Source organism: Bacillus sp. ISL-18, assembly GCF_018613415.1.
Classification (GTDB): Bacteria; Bacillota; Bacilli; order Bacillales; family Cytobacillaceae; genus Neobacillus.
This window is the reverse complement of record NZ_JAGGQG010000010.1, coordinates 616006-635954: the sequence shown is the minus strand read 5'-3', so window position 1 is coordinate 635954 and position 19949 is coordinate 616006. Positions and strand designations below refer to the sequence as shown.

Below are 19949 nucleotides of genomic sequence, written 5' to 3'. Positions count from 1 at the left end.
AAAAGCGTTGTCCACTAGTTGCTGGGCGTAAAGCAAGACTACCCTTATATTAAAAGAAAAACTGCAAACCATTTGCAGTTTTTTCTTTTGATTGAAAGCTTATGCTCGCTCCTGTATAATTAGAAAGTCTGAGGGGTGAACGTACAATTGTTAAAATCAAAGTCTAACTGGATTGTTCGCAAAACTGATCATAAACTTGCCCAAATGCTTGTAAATGAATTGAAAATAACACCTCTGGTTGCATCCCTGCTTGTAAACCGTGGACTGGATACCGTAGATTCTGCTCGGTATTTTTTATTTGGAAAAGATGGGTTTCATGATCCATATTTACTTATAGGAATGGAAACAGCGGTTGATCGAATTAAAGAGGCGATTGAAAAACAAGAACCTATTCTCATTTTTGGGGATTACGATGCCGATGGAGTAAGCAGCACCTCGGTGTTAATGATTACACTTCGCGATTTAGGGGCAAATGTCCAATTCTATATCCCTAATCGTTTTAGAGAAGGATATGGACCAAATGAATCTGCATTCCGTCAAGCGGCGGAAAATGGTATTAAACTGATTATCACCGTAGATACAGGAATAGCGGCTGTGCATGAGGCAGCTGTTGCAAAAGAACTTGGCTTGGACCTAATTATTACCGATCATCATGAACCTGGACCGGTTTTACCAGAGGCACTCGCCATCATTCATCCCAAACTGCCTGACAGCACTTATCCATTTCGCGAACTGGCCGGAGTCGGTGTCGCTTTTAAACTGGCCCATGCCTTATACGGGGAAGTTCCCGATCATTTATTTGAAATTGCCGTCATCGGGACAATTGCTGACTTAGTGTCGTTGAAAGGCGAAAACCGCCTGATTGCCAAAAAAGGTCTTGAAAAACTGAGAGTAACCCAAAATATTGGGCTGAGAGCTATTTTAAAAGTTGCTGGGGTTGACCTTAAGGCGATTAATGAAGAAACGATTGGGTTTACAATTGCACCACGAATTAATGCGGTCGGCAGGCTTGAAGATGCAGATTTAGCCGTTCATTTGTTATTAACAGAAGACCCAGAGGAAGCTCAAAGTTTGGCTGAAGAAATGGATGCGTTAAACAAGACAAGGCAGGAGATCGTCAACACCATTACGGCCGAAGCAATCGCCGAGGTTGAAAAAAACTACCCGATTGAGACCAATAAAGTATTGGTGATTGGGAAAGAAGGCTGGAATCCTGGTGTAATTGGAATTGTGGCTTCAAGACTTGTCGAAAAGTTCTATCGGCCAACCATCGTGCTTAACTTTGATTCGGAAAAAGGTGTCGCTAAGGGCTCGGCAAGAAGTATTCTCGGATATGATTTATTTAAAAATCTATCGACATGCAGAGAACTTCTTCCCCATTTTGGCGGTCACCCGATGGCAGCTGGGATGACATTGAAACTTGAAGACGTTGCTGAACTCCGTGAGCGCCTTAACCGCCTCGCTGATGAGCAGCTGACAGATGAACATTTAATCCCAATAACGCAGCTTGATGAGAAATTACATCTTCAAGATATTAGTTTAGCTTCCTTAGATGAACTAAGCTTGCTCGCTCCGTTTGGCATGGATAACCCGAAGCCCAAAGTGTTAATCGATAATGTGGCGATTACGAGTATGAGAAAGATTGGCAGTGGACAAAATCATTTAAAGGTCTTAGTAAATGAAGAAGGCTCCACCCTTGATGGTGTAGGGTTTGGTTTAGGTTCGCTTGCTGACCAAATTTCTCCTGTCTCAAAAATTTCATTAATTGGAGAATTATCTATTAATGAATGGAATAATAATCGTAAACCACAAATCTTTATTCACGATATGGCTGTCCATTCGTGGCAATTATTTGATTTGCGCGGACAAAAACGAGCGAATCACATCCAAACGATTGTACCTGCTGAAAACAGGAAAATTATTATTTTTAATCAAGATCACCTTGAAAAAATAAACAAAGAGTTGCGGTCTGAGGTAAACCTTATCCAAAACATTGAAGATGCAAAAGCCTTTGATGGATTAGGAGCCAATATTGCTTTAGTTGATTTCCCGCCAACCAAGGATCATGTAAAAGAATTAGTAGCCGGAAAAGAGCCTGCAAGGATTTATACTTATTTTTATAAAGAAGCAAGCGATTATTTTTCCACCCTGCCAACCCGCGACCACTTCAAATGGTTCTATGCCTTCCTGTTAAAAAAAGGCCCAATCGACTTGAAACTCCATGGTGAAACCATAGCGAAACATCGCGGCTGGTCGCAGGAAACGATTAAATTTATGTCAAAGGTGTTTTCTGAACTAGATTTTGTTACAATAAACAATGGATTTATCACTTTAAATACGGGAGCGCCAAAGCGTGACCTGACTGATTCCCAAACTTATCAAACAAAACAGGCCCAGTATGCTCTTGAAAGAGAATTATTGTTTTCCTCCTTTCAAGAATTAAAAGGCTGGTTCGATCAAGTCATTCAAGGATCGGTTGAATCTGAGGAGGCAATTAAAGAATGGATTTAAGAGAATTTATAACAATCGTACCCGATTGGCCAAAACCGGGGATTAAATTTAAAGACATCACCCCTTTAATGAATAATGGTGAAGCCTATAGATACGCAACAGATCAAATTGTTTCTTATGCAAAAGAGAAGCAAATCGATATTATCGTTGGACCAGAAGCACGTGGCTTTATTATTGGCTGCCCGGTAGCCTATTCGTTAGGAGTAGGGTTTGCCCCAGTCCGCAAAGAAGGTAAGCTGCCACGAGAAACCATTAAGGTAAGCTACGGATTGGAGTATGGCAAGGATGTACTAACGATCCACAAAGATGCAATCCAACCTGGTCAACGTGTGTTAATTACTGACGACTTGTTGGCAACAGGCGGTACGATCGAAGCAACGATTCAATTGGTAGAAGAGCTTGGCGGTGTGGTAGCCGGAATTGCTTTTCTAGTGGAATTAAGCTATTTAGAAGGCCGCAATAAATTAGACGGCTACGATGTTCTAACATTGATGCACTATTAATAAAGGCATGAGGGCACTCAGGATACGAGTGCTCTCTTTATATAATGAAAAAGGCGGGTTTTTTACCCTGTATTGGGTGTGACAAAACAATAAAAACGACAAAAATATCGTATTTTAGTAAAAAAACAGCCCAATCCCTTTACAATTCGGCAAATTTTTTCGATAATAGTAACAATCATTCTAATTTAGTAACAATTTTTTTTAGAAAAGCATTCATATAGATAGATATTTTGTTCAGACCATAAGGTAACTTACAAAATACGTTGATATAAAAAATGAGATGAAAATAAAGGTGATTTCATGGCGAACGATCAAGTGTTAACGGCCGACCAAGTCATCGACAAGACTAGAAAATATTTAAATGATGAGCATGTTGAATTAGTCAAAAAGGCTTATGAGTATGCGAAACATGCCCATCGTGAACAATATAGAAAATCGGGAGAGCCCTATATTATCCATCCGATTCAGGTTGCCGGTATTTTAGCGGACCTTGAAATGGACCCGGCAACGGTGGCGGCTGGTTTTCTCCATGACGTTGTAGAAGATACCAATGTAACCTTAGGGGATATTACAGAGGCTTTTAACAGCGAAGTGGCAATGCTTGTTGATGGGGTTACAAAGTTAGGGAAAATAAAATACAAGTCTCATGAAGAGCAGCAGGCGGAGAACCACCGGAAGATGTTTGTAGCAATGGCACAGGACATCCGCGTCATTCTGATTAAACTTGCTGACCGCTTGCATAATATGCGGACACTTAAGCATCTTCCAGTAGAGAAGCAGCGTCGGATTTCAAATGAGACACTTGAAATTTTTGCACCTTTAGCTCATCGTCTAGGTATTTCTAAGATTAAATGGGAGTTAGAAGATACCGCATTAAGATACTTAAATCCACAGCAGTATTACCGGATTGTGAACTTAATGAAGAAAAAACGGGCCGAACGCGAGCAATATTTGGATGATGTCGTCGATGAAGTGAAGAGCCGCTTAAATGAAGTATCGATTAAAGCCGAGCTTTCAGGACGCCCAAAGCATATTTACAGCATCTATCGTAAAATGGCCCTGCAAAATAAACAATTCAGTGAAATTTATGATTTACTGGCTGTACGCATCGTGGTCAATAGTATTAAGGATTGCTATGCCGTTCTTGGCATTATTCACACTTGCTGGAAGCCAATGCCAGGGCGTTTCAAGGACTATATCGCAATGCCAAAGCCGAATATGTATCAATCATTGCATACCACAGTTATTGGTCCAAAGGGAGATCCGCTTGAAGTGCAAATTCGTACGTACGAAATGCACCAAATTGCTGAATTCGGGGTAGCAGCCCACTGGGCCTATAAAGAAGGTAAGACGATTAGCGACAGCTCTACCTTTGAACAAAAGCTTACCTGGTTTAGGGAAATTCTTGAGTTTCAGAATGATACCGCCAATGCCGAAGAGTTTATGGAGTCATTAAAAATTGACTTATTTTCCGATATGGTATTTATTTTTACACCAAAGGGTGATGTGATCGAATTGCCTTCTGGCTCTGTTCCGATTGATTTTGCCTATCGGATTCACTCCGAAATCGGCAATAAGACGATAGGTGCCAAAGTGAATGGGAAAATGGTCACCCTTGATTATAAATTGAAGACTGGCGATATTATTGAGATTCTCACTTCAAAACATTCGTACGGACCGAGCCAGGATTGGTTAAAGCTCGCTCAAACATCACAAGCCAAGAACAAGATTCGTGCGTTCTTTAAGAAGCAGCGCCGTGATGAAAATGTCATTAAAGGCAAAGAACTGGTTGAAAAAGAAATCCGTACAATGGAATTCGATATAAAAGAAATTTTAACACCGGATAATCTTAAAAAGGTTGCAGAAAAGTTTAATTTTTCCAATGAAGAAGATATGTATGCTGCTGTCGGCTATAACGGCGTTACCGCCTTGCAGGTGGCCAACCGTTTAACCGAGAAGTGGCGGAAAAAGCGGGATAAAGAACAATCAGCAACAATTGCGAATGCGATTACCGATTTAAAAGCCTTTCCGTCGACGAAAAAGCGAGAATCAGGTGTACGTGTGCAAGGGATTGATAACCTGTTAATCCGGTTATCAAAATGCTGTAATCCTGTTCCGGGTGATGAGATTGTCGGTTTTATCACAAAAGGACGCGGAGTGTCTGTGCACCGTTCTGATTGCCCAAATATTGATTCGAACGACGCTCAATCTAGATTAATTCCGGTTGAGTGGGAATCTTCCTTAAACGATCGTAAAGAGTATAACGTTGATATTGAAATCAGCGGTTATGACAGACAGGGGCTGCTTAATGAGGTTCTCCAAGCGGTTAGTGAGACGAAGACCAATATTTCAGCTGTTAGCGGGAAGTCGGACCGTAATAAAATGGCAACAATTATTATGTCAATTGCCATTCACAATGTCAGCCACCTCCAAAAGGTTGTGGAGCGCATTAAGCAAATCCCGGACATTTATTCAGTTCGCCGGATTATGAATTAAGGAGTTTCTAGCATGAGAATAGTAGTGCAGCGCAGCAAGAAAGCTAAGGTTACTGTCGATGGTGAAATAACCGGGCAGATTAAGAAAGGCTTTGTCCTGCTGGTTGGAGTGACACATGAGGATAAAGAAGAAGATGCCCTCTATTTAGCGGATAAAATTGCGAACCTTCGAATTTTTGATGATCATGAGGGGAAAATGAATCTTTCGTTATTGGATGTGGGCGGTGAAATTCTCTCGGTTTCTCAGTTTACCCTTTATGGTGACTGCCGGAAAGGGCGGCGGCCAAACTTCATGGACGCTGCAAGGCCCGAACAGGCAGTGGTCTTATATGAAGCCTTTAATCAGATGCTTCGGGACAAAGGGATTACGGTTGAAACGGGTGTGTTTGGCGCCATGATGGATGTAGAATTAATCAATGATGGACCTGTTACGTTGATTGTAGAAAGTAAGTAGGCTGGCTTGGCATTCGTGCCGGGCTTTTTTTAGTGGGAGCGCCCGCTAACCACAAAAAGCCCTGGAAGCATCATCCTCCAGAGCTTTAGTTTAGTTATTTTTAAAATACCGCGCTAAGCCATCATATAGTCCTGAAGCTGCATTTTCTTGAAACACACTTGAGTTAAGGGTAATTTCTTCTTGCGGGTTACTTAAATAGCCCAGCTCAATGAGAGCAGCTGTTTGACTGTTTTCCCGGATGACATGGAAATCACCAAATCTTACTCCGCGCCCATCCAATTTTGTTTGAGCAATGGTTGAAGTATAAAGCGAATCTGCCAATCCTTTTTGATCGTCATAGTAATAATAGCCTGTCATTCCCCGTGAACTTCGGTCGTCCAGGGTACTGTCGTAATGCAGACTGATGAAGGCATCAGCACTATTTTTTGTGGCCGCATACACCCGAGATGGCAGGGAAATAAATGTATCCGTACTTCTAGTAAGGTAGACATTGGCTCCAGCCGCACTTAATTTATCGTATAGTAGTCGTGCGGTTCGAAGTGTTAGCTGTTTTTCTAGTGTACCATTCGTACCTGTTGTTCCAGTATCCTCGCCACCATGTCCGGGGTCGAGGACAATAGTTTTATTTTTAAGGTAGCTCTCGGCTCCGCCTTTATGAATTTGCGGACTGGACCCATTGTTTGAAACAATCCAGCCAGCGACGTAGCCTGTTTTTCCATTCCTTAATTGTACCTCGTACCAGTCATTTACCATCCTTTTTACCGAAAACCGATCTCCTTCGTCAGCCAGGGCAGCTACATCGGATTGGACATCTGCTTCTTCTCTGATATTTGTGCCGTTATGTAAAATTGTAACAGTAGTTACCTTTAACGGTTGTTTTTCTTTAGCGGAAGCAGTGGTTTTCTCAAGAAACAAGCCTGAAACCCAGCCAAAACTACCGGACTGAAACTCTATCTTTACCCAATTATATTTTTCATCTAAAATAGTAAACTGTTGTCCCTCTGAAACACTACCAATGATATCGGCGTTTAACGATGCGTCTGAACGGACACTGAGACTTTCCGCAGATACGGTTCCTGTTACCCCTGTTACACTTTCTTTTTGGGTATCATTTGAAATCTCTGATTGAGTGTCAATAAACTCCGCCTTAACCCAGCCTTCTATACTTGAATAACTGATTTTCAGCCATTGATTTTGTTGGGAGATAATCGTCACATCTGTTCCGTTTGTCAGTTTTCCAACCGTTGAACTTGAGACGTTAGGCTCTTCTCTTATGTTGATCGTATCGGCATTCACTGTCCCCATTTCAGTATGTTTAGATGATTTTGGGGAAGTAGTATTATCACTGGTTTGAATGTTTAAGAATTCCCGTATGACCCATCCTTCTCCAAAATAGCTGCTGATTTTATACCAGTTTTCATTCTGATCAAGGATTGTCACTTCTTGACCTTGATTTAACGAGGCGATCATCGGGAAGCTTGTCCCAGGACCGGAACGGATCCTTAATTGATCAGTATTAACCTTTGCAATTTTGCCTCCAGTACTTGTTGCTTCGGGGCCTGAACTAGTTTCATCGTCCTTCGTGACGAGCCAATTGACTATCCAGCCAGTTTGGCCAAACGATAATTTAATCTCAATCCAATCATCTTTTTCTTTTACAATTTGATACTGTTCGCCGCGTTTTACTGTCATGATGTTGGGATAGCTTAATCCTGGGCCGCTGCGGACATTTACAGTATCCGTGGATATCGTTACCGAACCACTTGAGGCGTTGCCTATTTCTTGCGGCAGAAAGGTACCGAAAGCGAGAATAATAGTGAATAAGAGCAGTGTATACTTTTTTGTCATCGTAACCTCCTTTATCTGTTTATTTTATCGTAAAAAAGCCAGAAATTCATTCCTTAATTGGTTAATTGCGCCAATTTTACTAGAAGTAAACCATAAAAATCACAAAAACATGCAAATTTTTTTCCAGAGTGGAAATACTAGTAAAAAAGACTGAGGTGATTGTTGATGAGATCAAGTGAGAAAGGCATGAACATACAATCAATGGAGGGCCGTCTTTTTGGGGTGGATTTCCATGACTTTATTCAAAAAGAAGGTCATACGAACTCGATTGAGCTTGCATCGGAATTTGGGATCACAATGGGCGATGTCAGAAAGTTAAAAAAACACTTAGGAAGGTCTTAAATCTTTCTTGACATTACCACGGTTGCTCCGTATTATTAAATAAATATAAGTCATATTAGGGATAACCAATGATGGAGCATAGTAATTAAGATCATCCATGGAAAGAGAAGAAGTGCCTTAGGCTGAGAGCATTTCTCCATGTACCTTAGTGAAAGAACACTCCGTAGGCTTCTCTTTGAAAAAGCAGCGCTTTAGTAGAAGATGAACGTAGCAGGCGTTAACTGTTTAAGAGGAAGAGCATGTATGATGTTCTTCAACTAGGGTGGCACCGCGGGAACCAAACTCTCGTCCCTTGTATAATTACAAGGGATGGGAGTTTTTTTGTTTTTCCAGAAAAAGCAAGCACCTGTTATTGTGTCCATTTAACTATATATACATAAGTTTTATGTTTATAAAGGAGGTATACACCATGTCTATTAGCATTCCGAGAGGTACGCAGGACATTCTGCCTGGTGAAGTTGAAAAGTGGCAGTTAATTGAAGCAAAAGCCAGAGAACTATGTGAAAAATATCAATACCAAGAGATTCGTACACCAATCTTTGAACATACAGACCTCTTTTCAAGAGGTGTCGGTGACAGCACGGACATTGTCCAAAAGGAAATGTACACCTTTGAGGACAGGGGCAAACGCAGCATAACACTTAGACCAGAAGGAACAGCAGCAGTTGTCCGCTCTTTTGTAGAGAAGAAAATGTTTGGCCTTGCTAATCAGCCTGTAAAACTGTATTACATGGGACCGATGTTCCGGTATGAACGGCCTCAGGCAGGCCGCTTTCGCCAATTCGTCCAATTTGGGGTAGAGGCCTTAGGGAGTAATGACCCAGCAATTGATGCAGAGGTTATCTCGTTAGCGATGAATCTCTACAAAGAAATGGGCTTGCGTAAGTTAAAGCTTATAGTCAACAGTCTTGGTGATAAAGAGAGCCGCACAGCCCACCGTGAAGCGCTTGTCAATCACTTCAAACCGCGGATTGGCGAATTTTGTCATGACTGTCAAAATCGTCTTGAAAAAAATCCGCTTCGAATCCTTGATTGCAAACAGGACCGTGATCATGAACTAATGAAAACAGCACCTTCCATCCTGGATTACTTAAATGATTTTTCAAAAGCCTATTTTGAAAAACTACAGCAGTATTTAACGCTGCTTGATATCCCATTTGAGGTCGATCCAAACTTGGTTCGCGGCTTAGATTATTATAATCACACAGCATTTGAGATTATGAGTAATGCGGAGGGATTTGGAGCCATTACGACCCTATGTGGAGGCGGGCGCTATAATGGGCTTGCCGAAGAAATCGGCGGTCCGGAAACGCCTGGTATCGGCTTCGCTTTAAGTATTGAACGGTTTATTGCGGCCCTTAACGCCGAAGGCATTGAACTTGAAATCAACCAGGGAATCGACGTGTTTTTAGCATCACTTGGCGAAGAAGCAAAAGATTATACGGTTGGACTATTGCAGCAGCTCCGCACGGCTGGCTATTCAGCGGAAAGAGATTATCTTGACCGGAAAATCAAGGCCCAGTTTAAAGCCGCTGACCGTTTAAAAGCTAAATATGTAGCAGTACTCGGAGACGACGAGCTTAAAAATAATAAAATTAATGTTAAAAATATGGCTACAGGTGAACAAGTAGAATTTGACCTAAACACATTTATTAAACAATTTCAGGAATTACAAGCTTAAAAGGGGGATAATCATGTTTGGCAGATCGTATTTTTGTGGGGAAGTTCCAGAGTCAGCAGTTGGGGAGAAGGTAACGTTAAAGGGCTGGGTTCAAAAACGCCGCGATTTAGGCGGGTTAATTTTTATTGATTTGCGCGACCGTTCTGGAATTGTTCAGGTTGTATTTAATCCAGATTTATCAAAAGAAGCACTGCAAACAGCAGAAAAAATCCGCAACGAATATGTTTTGAATGTGGTTGGAACTGTTGTTCGTCGTGAAGAAGGAACCGTCAATCAAAATATTTCAACCGGAACAATTGAGGTGCAAGCTGAAGAAGTAACGATTATCAATGAAGCGAAAACTCCGCCGTTTCAGATCTCTGATCGGACAGATGCTTCAGAAGATGTCCGCTTAAAGTACCGCTATTTAGATTTCCGCCGTCCAGTTATGTTTGAAACACTGAAGATGCGTCATCAGGTAACAAGACATATTCGAAACTACCTTGACAGTGAAGGTTTCTTAGATATTGAAACACCAATTTTAACAAAAAGTACTCCAGAGGGAGCACGTGACTATTTAGTTCCTAGCCGTGTCCATCCTGGTGAGTTCTATGCATTGCCGCAATCACCACAATTGTTTAAACAATTATTGATGGTAGGCGGGGTTGAACGTTATTATCAAATTGCGCGTTGTTTCCGTGATGAGGACTTGCGTGCCGACCGTCAGCCAGAATTTACTCAAGTCGATATTGAAACCAGCTTTTGGAGCCAAGAAGACATCATGGGCATGATGGAGAACATGTTGTCTGGATTAATGAAAGAAGTTAAAGGGGTAGAAGTCCCTGCAAGCTTTCCGCGGATGACCTATGCAGAAGCAATGAGCCGTTTTGGATCGGATAAACCAGATACCCGGTTTGGCTTAGAACTTGTCGATCTTTCTGAAATCGTGAAGGATTCTGGCTTTAAAGTCTTTGCAGCAGCTGTTGCAAATGGCGGCCAGGTAAAAGCGATTAATGTTAAGGGCGCAGCAGAAAACTATTCGCGTAAAGATATTGATGCGTTAACCGAATTCGTTGCTGTCTATGGCGCAAAAGGGCTTGCTTGGTTAAAGGTTGAAGCCGAAGGATTAAAAGGACCAATTTCAAAATTCTTCTCTGAGGAAGATGCACAAGCGATTAAGGCTACGCTTGAAGCAACAGATGGAGATTTACTTCTTTTTGTAGCTGACAAGAAAAATGTTGTCGCCGACGCACTTGGCGCCTTAAGACTCAAACTTGGAAAAGAATTAGGCTTAATTGACCCAAGTCAGTTTAACTTCCTATGGGTTACGGACTGGCCGCTCTTAGAGTATGATGAGGAGGAAGGCCGTTATTATGCTGCCCACCATCCATTTACGATGCCGTTTAGAGAAGACCTTGAACTGTTAGATACGGACCCTTCAAAAGTTCGTGCTCAAGCATATGACATTGTCTTAAATGGTTATGAACTTGGCGGCGGCTCCCTAAGGATCTTTGAACGTGAGGTTCAAGAAAAAATGTTTAGCGTTCTAGGATTTACTCCTGAAGAGGCAAGAGAACAGTTCGGATTCCTCTTAAATGCATTTGAATTTGGAACACCGCCTCATGGTGGAATCGCGATTGGTCTTGACCGTTTGGTTATGCTTCTTGCTGGCAGTTCTAACCTTAGGGATACGATTGCCTTTCCTAAAACAGCGAGTGCAAGCTGCCTGTTGACGGATGCACCGGGTGAAGTTTCCGAGGCACAATTAAAAGAATTAAATTTGTCATTAAATGTTAATAAATAACAAGAATTCGCTTTCATAATTCTTGATGACTGTTGTAAATTATGGTATGATAAAGGCAATTAAAGAAGAGTCCTGAACTGTTCGTTGTGTTACCTGAAGTTTTGACCGAACATAATTGATTCGGGAGTCTAGCGTTTTCTGCCATGCGTAAATGCCCCACCTATACGGTATAGGGACTTACAATCGCGGAAACAGGACACCCACCTGCTAGTAGCGGGATCAAAACGAAGGATCATTAGCAACGGCACCATTGGGACTCTTCGTTATTTTCTAAACTATCACCTTCTGCAGAAGCAGAAGGTGTTTCTTTTTGAATAATTCCTACTAAATTACTTGTTTTTATAAGTGGGTATGATATATTCTTATGGTGAAAAAATATATAAAAGTGATTATAAATTTGGAGTGAATCTAATGCTGCATCAATTTTCTCGAAACGAACTTGCTATTGGTAAAGAAGGATTAACAATTATGAAAAACAGCACGGTTGCTGTTTTAGGAATCGGCGGAGTTGGCTCGTTTGCGGCTGAAGCTTTAGCCCGATCCGGTGTGGGTAAATTAATTTTAATTGATAAAGATGATGTTGACATTACGAATATCAACCGTCAACTGATTGCCCTTTTGTCAACGGTCGGCAGACCAAAGGTGGACATCATGACCGAGCGGATTAAGGATATTAATCCTGATTGTGAAGTAATTCCTTTAAAAATATTTTATACCGAAGAAACGTATGAAGAGATTTTTAGTCATAAATTGGATTTTGTTGTCGATGCTTCTGATACCATTGTTTATAAAATTCACCTCATGAAAGAATGCCTTAAACGTAATATCCCGATTATCTCCAGCATGGGTGCAGCAAATAAAATGGATCCAACCCGGTTTCAGATTGCCGATATTTCGAAAACGCACACGGATCCGATTGCAAAGGTCATTCGTACCAGACTTCGTAAAGAGCGGATTCATAAAGGTATTCCAGTTGTCTTTTCTGATGAAAGTCCAATTGTGATTCGTGAGGATATCAAAAAAGAAGTGGGAAATGAAAATGCCCCAATCCGTAAAGCACAAATGCCGCCAGCATCCAATGCCTTTGTACCATCGGCAGCCGGTTTGATTATGGCAAGTTATGTGGTAACACAATTGTTAAAAGACATTAAAATTCAGCGTGTTGCAGATGAGAAATAAACTGTTAGCCCTAAACTATTGAGGTTTAGGGTTTTTATTTTTCGATCAGACTTGAATTTAAGGAAATTTTTGCTAGATTCAGGTACACTTAAATTGGATTGTTTGTGTTGAGAGGAGATGAGAATTTGGAGACAATTGTAGAACTAAAAGATGTCACTAAGATTATTAAAGGGCGAAAAATAATAGACCGGATTAGTTTCCAAGTAAATAAAGGGGAAGTGTTTGGATTTTTAGGTCCAAATGGAGCAGGGAAAACGACAACGATTCGAATGATTGTTGGCTTAATGGGGATTACCTCCGGAGACATCCTTATTGGCGGGGCTAGTATTAAAACAAAGTTTGAACAGGCTGTTGGTCATGTCGGAGCAATCGTTGAAAATCCCGAAATGTATAAATTTTTGACCGGGTATCAGAACTTAGTTCATTATGCCCGAATGTCAAAAGGTATCTCAATGGGAAAAATAGCCGAAACAGTAGAATTGGTGGGTTTATCGGAACGAATCCATGAAAAGGTAAAAACGTATTCGCTTGGAATGAGGCAGCGGTTAGGTCTGGCTCAGTGCCTCTTGCATGACCCGAATGTCTTAATCCTTGATGAGCCTACTAACGGGTTAGATCCAGCAGGTATAAGAGAGATTCGTGACTATGTCCGCCTGCTCGCCCGAGAAAAGAATATGGCAGTGATCGTTTCGAGTCATTTATTATCTGAAATGGAAATGATGTGTGACCGAATCGGGATTATCCAAGATGGCAGGCTGGTAGATGTACAGCTTGTCCAAGAATTTGTTCACAGCACTGAAACCACATATGAATTAGAAGTAGTTCCCTGCGATAAGGCGCTGGATCTGTTAACGGCCAATTATCCAAATCATAAAGCAAATCGTTCTAGAAACGGATTAACTGTTGAAATAGATAAAGAGGAAATCCCTCATTTGGTAAAGTTATTGGTGGCTGAGGAGATTTCGGTATTTGGGATAAAAGAAGTAGCGAAAACATTAGAAGATCGCTTCCTTGAAGTGACATCAGAAAAGGAGGCGGCTGTACGTGGTTAATTTAATCAAAAACGAATTGATGAAAATTTTTAGACGACCAGGAACCATTGTTATGATTGCGATTTTGGTTTTATCTCTAGCCCTGGTTGGCATTGTGATTAAGTCTCAACAAAATAGTATGGACATTCAGCAAGATAAAAATTGGCAGCAAATTTTAAAAGAGGAAAATGATGCCCTAAAGCAACAGATGGTGAAAAGCCGGACTGATACGGAAAAGCAGTATTTCAAGAAAGAAATTGCAATAAATGATTATCGAATTAAACATGATATGCCGCCAAAAGAGAAATATACCGTTTGGTCGTTTGTTAGAGATTCATCACAGCTGATTTTACTGGCAGGTGTTTTTATTATTATTATCTCTGCAGGTATTGTGGCCAGTGAGTTTAATTGGGGAACCATTAAGCTATTATTGATCCGGCCGATTAATCGGACTAAAATTTTATTCGCAAAGTATGTGACAGTGCTATTATTTACTATTTTAATGTTGGCCATTATGTTTATTTTCTCCAGCCTATTGGGTGCGATTTTGTTTGGTATGCCTGATAAAGCAGTTCCCTATTTAAATTATTATAATGGCCATGTGACCGAACAAAATATAGTTGTCCATTTACTCATTTATTATGGGCTGAGTTCCATTGATACGATTATGTTAGTAACAATGGCGTTTATGATGTCTGCTGTGTTTCGAAACAGTTCCCTTGCGATCGGACTTTCCTTATTTTTACTATTTACCGGTGGTCAGTTTACCGCTTTGTTAGCAATGAAATTTGACTGGGCTAAATATGTTTTATTTGCCAACACAGATTTAATGCAATATTTTGAAGGAACGCCGCTAGTTGAAGGCATGACGATCCCCTTCTCGATAATCATGTTAGTCATCTATTTCGCCCTATTCCAATTTCTCGCCTTCTACGTCTTCCAAAAACGAGACGTAGCAGCATAAACACAAACGGTGACAGGCACCATGTGAAGAATTCACATGGTGCCTGTCACCGTTTCTACTCTTTCTACTTTTTTGATCTTGTTAATTTTTCATAGACAGTAGCTAGAGCTTGTTCGAATTTTCCTGTTTTCTTAGGCTGATAGTATTTTTTGTTTTTTAGTTTGTTCGGTAAATATTGCTGCGGTACCCAGCCGTTTTCAAAGTCGTGCGGATATAAGTAGCCGATCCCTCTGCCAAGCTCTTTTGCGCCTTTGTAATGGGCATCCTTTAGATGATCTGGCACTTCTCCGACTATTCCTTTTTGAATGTCATCAAGGGCCGCTTGTATCGCCAGAACCGCTGAATTTGATTTAGGGGATAAGCACAGTTCAATCACCGCGTTTGCGAGTGGAATCCTTGCCTCGGGAAATCCAATTCTTTCAGCTGTTTCAATTGCCGCTAACGTCCGTGCCCCTGCTTGAGGATTAGCTAATCCTATATCCTCATAAGCGATCACGATCAATCTGCGGCTGATACTAGGAAGGTCACCTGCTTCAATTAACCGGCCAAGATAGTGGAGGGCGGCATCGACATCGCTCCCGCGAATCGACTTCTGAAAGGCTGAAAGGACATCGTAATGACCGTCTCCATCCTTATCGGCAACCAAACTTTTCTTTTGCAAACACTCCTCAGCCGTTTCCACATCAATCGGGATCACACCATCCTCATTCTTATCTGTTGATAGAATGGCAAGTTCTAATGCATTCAAGGAGCTGCGAACATCCCCGTTCGAACCTTGGGCAAAATGCAGTAATGCTTCCTCGGAAATGTCTACTTTTTCTTTTCCATAACCACGCTCTTCATCCTTGAGTGCCCGCAATAAGGCTTGCTTCACTTCATTAGGTGCTAAGGGCTTCAGCTCAAATATTTGACAACGGCTCCGAATCGCCGGGTTAATCGCATGATAGGGATTGCTGGTTGTGGCTCCTATTAAGACAATCATTCCGTTTTCCAGATAAGGAAGAAGGAAATCTTGTTTGGCTTTATCCAAACGGTGGACCTCATCTAAAAGCAAAATGACTTTTCCCGACATCTTTGCCTCTGCAGCCACAATTTCCATATCTTTTTTATTATTCGTTACGGCATTTAAGGTTCGAAAGGCATATTTTGTACTTCCTGCAATAGCACTTGCAATCGAGGTTTTGCCAATTCCCGGCGGTCCATATAAAATCATTGATGTCAGCTGTTTTGCTTTCACCATTCTTGCAATAATTTTTCCATCCCCAACAAGATGCTCCTGCCCGACAATTTCTTCAATCGTTCGTGGACGCATGCGGAATGCTAATGGTTTTTGCTGCATAATCATCTCTCCAAAATTGAACTCATGCCTTGCTCAAAATATTAATATAAGGTAAATAAACTTTTCATTTATAGGTTGTAAAATAGACTTTCCTAATTTAACTTTACCATTTTCCCTTGAAAAAGCATATTAAACAAGAATATGATATAATTTTGAATGCCTATCAATTTACTAAGAATTTTTTAATATAATAGATCCATTAACGAATAGGGGTGCAAGAGATGAAAATATCAACTAAAGGTCGTTACGGTTTAACGATTATGATCGAACTAGCTAAAAAACATGGTGAAGGTCCGACCTCTTTAAAGACGATTGCTCAAGCAAATGAACTATCCGAGCATTACTTAGAACAATTAATTGCTCCATTACGGAATGCCGGCTTAGTTAAAAGTATCAGAGGGGCGTATGGCGGCTATGAATTAACAAGTACGCCTTCAAAAATTACTGCAGGCGATGTGATTCGCGTGTTAGAAGGACCGATTACCCCTGTCGAAGGAATAGAGGATGAAGAACCTGCTAAGCGTGAGCTTTGGATTCGAATTCGCGATGCCATTAGAGATGTTTTAGACAATACGACGCTAGAAGATTTGGCCAGCCATAGTGAAGACCAGGAGCCAGAGGGTTATATGTTTTATATTTAAGGTTAAAAATAACAGTGAGTTTGTTCTAGTGCGCTGACCACTATTTCAATGATACTTCACCGTTTTTAGCTGAATGATAAATGAGAATTATTTGATTGAAGGTGTAATAATGGAACGAATCTATCTCGACCATGCCGCAACAAGTCCGATGCACCCTAAGGTGATCGACAAGATGATGACGATTATGAATGCTACATTTGGGAACCCTTCTAGCATTCATTCCTACGGGAGAGAGGCACGTCATTATATTGATTTAGCGCGGGCTGCACTTGCCCGCAGCATCGGAGCCCAGGAAACCGAGATTATTTTTACAGGCGGCGGCACTGAGGCCGATAATATGGCATTATTTGGTGTAGCTGAAAGCTATCAAACGAGGGGCAAGCACGTGATTACAACCCAGGTTGAACATCATGCCGTTCTCCATGCCTGCAAAAGATTAGAAAAAATGGGCTTTGAAGTAACCTATCTGCCAGTGGATGAAACAGGTAGAATTTCCATGAGTGACCTGCAAGCGGCATTAAGGGAAGATACAATTCTAGTATCGGTGATGTACGGCAATAACGAAGTAGGCACGATACAGCCAATTAGTGAAATTGGCCAACTGCTTGAAGGACATCAAGCCCTATTTCATACTGATGCCGTCCAAGCATACGGAATAGTAGACATAGATGTTAACGAAAGCAAAATTGATCTATTATCGGTTTCCGCTCATAAAATTAATGGCCCTAAAGGGGTCGGCTTTCTTTATGCAAGGTCAACGGTTAAATTGGCGCCACGCCTTTTTGGCGGTGACCAAGAGCGAAAACGCCGGGCCGGGACGGAAAATGTGGCCTCAATCGTTGGCTTTCATGAAGCGGTTTTAATTGCGAGTGAAGCGCGTCCGGCCAAGCGCGAAAAGTTTGTTGAACTGAAGGAAACATTACTTGAAAAACTGCATGATGGACAGGTTGAATTTAACATAAACGGATCGCTTGAATATTGTCTGCCACATGTATTAAACTTAAGCTTTCCGGGAACTAGTGTGGAGGCGATGTTAGTCAACCTTGATTTAGCAGGTGTTGCTGTATCAAGCGGCTCAGCATGTACGGCTGGATCGATTGAGCCATCCCATGTTCTTGTTGCCATGTTTGGTAAACAATCAGAGCGGCTGACCAATTCCATCCGCTTCAGCTTTGGCTTTACTACGACGAAGGAAGATGTCAGTAAAGCAGCTGAAGAAATAGCGAAAATTGTGAAGCGCCTGAAAAAATAGAGGAAGAGGAAGTTGTTAAACGAGAGAGGTGAAAACATGGAAAGAAAGGATCCAAAGGATACACGTGTTGTAGTAGGGATGTCAGGTGGAGTCGATTCCTCTGTTGCAGCGCTGTTATTAAAGCAACAGGGCTATGATGTCATCGGAATTTTTATGAAAAACTGGGATGACACCGATGAAAATGGCGTTTGTACAGCTACAGAAGACTATGAGGACGTCATTCGTGTCTGCAATCAAATTGGCATACCCTATTATGCAGTTAACTTTGAAAAACAATATTGGGACAAGGTATTTACCTATTTCCTTGATGAATATAAAGCGGGCAGGACGCCAAATCCTGATGTAATGTGTAACAAAGAAATCAAATTTAAAGCCTTCCTGGAACATGCGATGAACCTGGGTGCCGATTATCTAGCAACAGGACACTATGCCCAGGTTGAATACCGTGATGGCGAATATAAAATGCTTCGCGGTCTTGATGAAAATAAGGACCAAACGTATTTCCTAAATCAATTATCCCAGGAGCAGTTAAGTAAAGTAATGTTCCCGATTGGTAACCTTGAAAAGCCTCGAGTTCGGGAAATTGCCAAGGAGGCAGAACTTGCTACTGCTGCCAAAAAAGACAGTACCGGTATTTGTTTTATTGGCGAACGGAATTTTAAAGAATTCCTAGGGCAATATCTCCCTGCACAGCCTGGAAACATGGAGACGTTTGAAGGTGAAGTCAAAGGAAGACATGAGGGGCTGATGTATCATACAATCGGTCAGCGTCATGGCCTTGGGATTGGCGGATCTGGCGAGCCATGGTTTGCGATTGGCAAGGATTTAAAAAGAAATATCCTGTATGTCGGCCAAGGCTTCTATCATGAAAAACTTTATTCCGATGCGATTACGGCTGTGAATGTCAGCTGGGTTTCAAACCGTGAAAAACCAGCTGAATTTGAATGCACGGCGAAATTCCGTTATCGTCAGGAGGACCATAAAGTCACAGTTCGCCTGTTAGAAGGCGATAAGGTTCAAGTCTTGTTCCATGAACCGATCAGAGCGATTACACCTGGACAAGCCGCTGTTTTTTATCAAGGAGACGAATGCCTTGGAGGCGGAACGATTGATGAAGTTTATAAAAATGGTGAACGTTTAACATATGTTGGCTAACTAAGTCCCTGATTCCCTCGCTGGAATCAGGGCTTTTCTACTATTTGGCGGAAAAATACTGATTAAAATATGATATACTTTCATTTAGGATTGGAGTTGAAAAAATGGATAAAAACCAATTAGGTGTACAATACATGCAAGAAGGTAACTGGGAAGAGGCAGCAAAAGCGTTTAACGACGCGATCGAACAAAACCCTACAGACCCAGTTGCTTATATTAATTTTGGCAATGTTCTATCAGCAGTAGGCGACGATGAAAAAGCAATCAAATTCTACCAAAGAGCCATCGAAATAGACGAAAACGCCGCAGCTGCTTACTATAGTATCGGAAACGTCCTTTTTAGCCACGACCGCTTCGCAGAAGCAAAGCATAGTTTTGAGCAAGCCATGAAAAAAGGACTCGACTCAAGTGACACATATTTTATGTTAGGTCTTACCCTCCTGCAGTTAGATCAAGGCAAACTGGCTCTCCCGTACCTGCAGCGAAGTGTCGAACTGAACGAAAACGATGCAGAAGCCCGGTTCCAGTATGGATTATGCCTGGCACAGAATGAAATCATCGATGAAGCCATCATCCAGCTAGAAAAATGCATCGAACTAGATCCCGACCATTCCGATGCTTATTATAACTTGGGCGTCTCATATGCATTTAAAGAAGATCAGACACTAGCACTAGCAATGTTTAACAAAGCATTAGAAATTCAGCCGGATCACCTGCTCGCTGGCCACGGTAAAAAATTACTTGAACAAAATCTCTAATTACTAATTAGAA

16 protein-coding genes, 1 other RNA gene and 1 other annotated feature are annotated in these 19949 nt (G+C 41.4%); of the genes, 15 read left to right on the top strand and 2 right to left on the bottom strand.

The annotated features are described in order from the left end of the window. Positions 1–147 precede the first annotated feature (147 nt). The 4 genes from recJ to dtd all read left to right on the top strand — a co-directional run bounded on the left by recJ (position 148) and on the right by dtd (position 5963). Positions 148–2511 carry a single-stranded-DNA-specific exonuclease RecJ gene (recJ, locus tag J7E81_RS16375; RefSeq protein WP_215043867.1) on the top strand — a complete coding sequence of 788 codons (2364 nt, stop codon included), beginning with the start codon at positions 148–150 and terminating at the stop codon, positions 2509–2511. Beyond that, positions 2502–3014: an adenine phosphoribosyltransferase gene (locus tag J7E81_RS16370; protein ID WP_215043865.1), complete on the top strand. Its 513-nt coding sequence runs from the start codon at positions 2502–2504 to the stop codon at positions 3012–3014. Before recJ ends, J7E81_RS16370 begins: the two co-directional genes overlap by 10 nt. 300 nt (positions 3015–3314) lie before the next feature. Beyond that, complete coding sequence (locus tag J7E81_RS16365; RefSeq protein WP_215043863.1) at positions 3315–5510, top strand: RelA/SpoT family protein; 2196 nt, start codon at positions 3315–3317, stop codon at positions 5508–5510. Between the two features lie 12 nt (positions 5511–5522). Continuing rightward, positions 5523–5963, top strand: a complete 441-nt coding sequence (gene dtd, locus J7E81_RS16360; protein WP_215043861.1) for a D-aminoacyl-tRNA deacylase — start codon at positions 5523–5525, stop codon at positions 5961–5963. Positions 5964–6053: 90 nt separating this feature from the next. Here dtd and J7E81_RS16355 read toward each other — a convergent pair whose 3' ends face one another. Then, positions 6054–7811 (bottom strand): N-acetylmuramoyl-L-alanine amidase family protein, encoded by a 1758-nt coding sequence (locus J7E81_RS16355; protein WP_215043860.1) that lies wholly within the window; start codon positions 7809–7811, stop codon positions 6054–6056. Between the two features lie 165 nt (positions 7812–7976). On the opposite strand from J7E81_RS16355, the gene J7E81_RS16350 reads away from it, so the two are divergent. The 7 genes from J7E81_RS16350 to J7E81_RS16320 all read left to right on the top strand — a co-directional run bounded on the left by J7E81_RS16350 (position 7977) and on the right by J7E81_RS16320 (position 14791). After that, on the top strand, positions 7977–8153 hold the full coding sequence (locus J7E81_RS16350) for a hypothetical protein (RefSeq protein WP_215043858.1): 177 nt from the start codon (positions 7977–7979) through the stop codon (positions 8151–8153). 59 nt (positions 8154–8212) lie between these two features. Next, positions 8213–8449 (top strand) — a binding site (T-box leader). 113 nt (positions 8450–8562) lie between these two features. Further along, positions 8563–9834, top strand: coding sequence for a histidine--tRNA ligase (gene hisS, locus J7E81_RS16345; protein WP_215043856.1), 1272 nt, complete (start codon positions 8563–8565; stop codon positions 9832–9834). 13 nt (positions 9835–9847) lie between these two features. Next, on the top strand, positions 9848–11617 hold the full coding sequence (gene aspS / locus J7E81_RS16340; RefSeq protein WP_215043854.1) for an aspartate--tRNA ligase: 1770 nt from the start codon (positions 9848–9850) through the stop codon (positions 11615–11617). A gap of 66 nt (positions 11618–11683) precedes the next feature. After that, positions 11684–11878, top strand: a non-coding RNA gene (ssrS, locus tag J7E81_RS16335) — 6S RNA. 150 nt (positions 11879–12028) lie between these two features. Then, on the top strand, positions 12029–12796 hold the full coding sequence (locus J7E81_RS16330; protein WP_215043852.1) for a tRNA threonylcarbamoyladenosine dehydratase: 768 nt from the start codon (positions 12029–12031) through the stop codon (positions 12794–12796). 125 nt (positions 12797–12921) lie between these two features. Then, complete coding sequence (locus J7E81_RS16325; protein WP_215043850.1) at positions 12922–13848, top strand: ABC transporter ATP-binding protein; 927 nt, start codon at positions 12922–12924, stop codon at positions 13846–13848. Further along, positions 13841–14791, top strand: a complete 951-nt coding sequence (locus tag J7E81_RS16320; RefSeq protein WP_215043848.1) for an ABC transporter permease — start codon at positions 13841–13843, stop codon at positions 14789–14791. The genes J7E81_RS16325 and J7E81_RS16320 overlap by 8 nt, the downstream gene beginning before the upstream one ends. Before the next feature lie 64 nt (positions 14792–14855). Here J7E81_RS16320 and J7E81_RS16315 read toward each other — a convergent pair whose 3' ends face one another. Beyond that, positions 14856–16130, bottom strand: a complete 1275-nt coding sequence (locus J7E81_RS16315) for a replication-associated recombination protein A (protein ID WP_215043846.1) — start codon at positions 16128–16130, stop codon at positions 14856–14858. Positions 16131–16351: 221 nt separating this feature from the next. Between J7E81_RS16315 and cymR the strand changes: the two genes are divergently transcribed. From cymR to J7E81_RS16295, 4 genes are all read left to right on the top strand, one after another. Further along, entirely contained in the window at positions 16352–16771 is a 420-nt protein-coding gene (gene cymR, locus J7E81_RS16310) for a cysteine metabolism transcriptional regulator CymR (protein WP_215043844.1), read from the top strand. Between the two features lie 109 nt (positions 16772–16880). After that, positions 16881–18023: a cysteine desulfurase family protein gene (locus tag J7E81_RS16305; protein ID WP_215043842.1), complete on the top strand. Its 1143-nt coding sequence runs from the start codon at positions 16881–16883 to the stop codon at positions 18021–18023. A 36-nt stretch (positions 18024–18059) separates the two neighbouring features. Continuing rightward, a complete protein-coding gene (mnmA, locus tag J7E81_RS16300) occupies positions 18060–19178 on the top strand; it encodes a tRNA 2-thiouridine(34) synthase MnmA (protein WP_215043840.1) in 1119 nt (372 codons plus the stop codon). Positions 19179–19282: 104 nt separating this feature from the next. Further along, positions 19283–19936, top strand: a complete 654-nt coding sequence (locus tag J7E81_RS16295) for a tetratricopeptide repeat protein (RefSeq protein WP_215043838.1) — start codon at positions 19283–19285, stop codon at positions 19934–19936. Positions 19937–19949 lie beyond the last annotated feature (13 nt).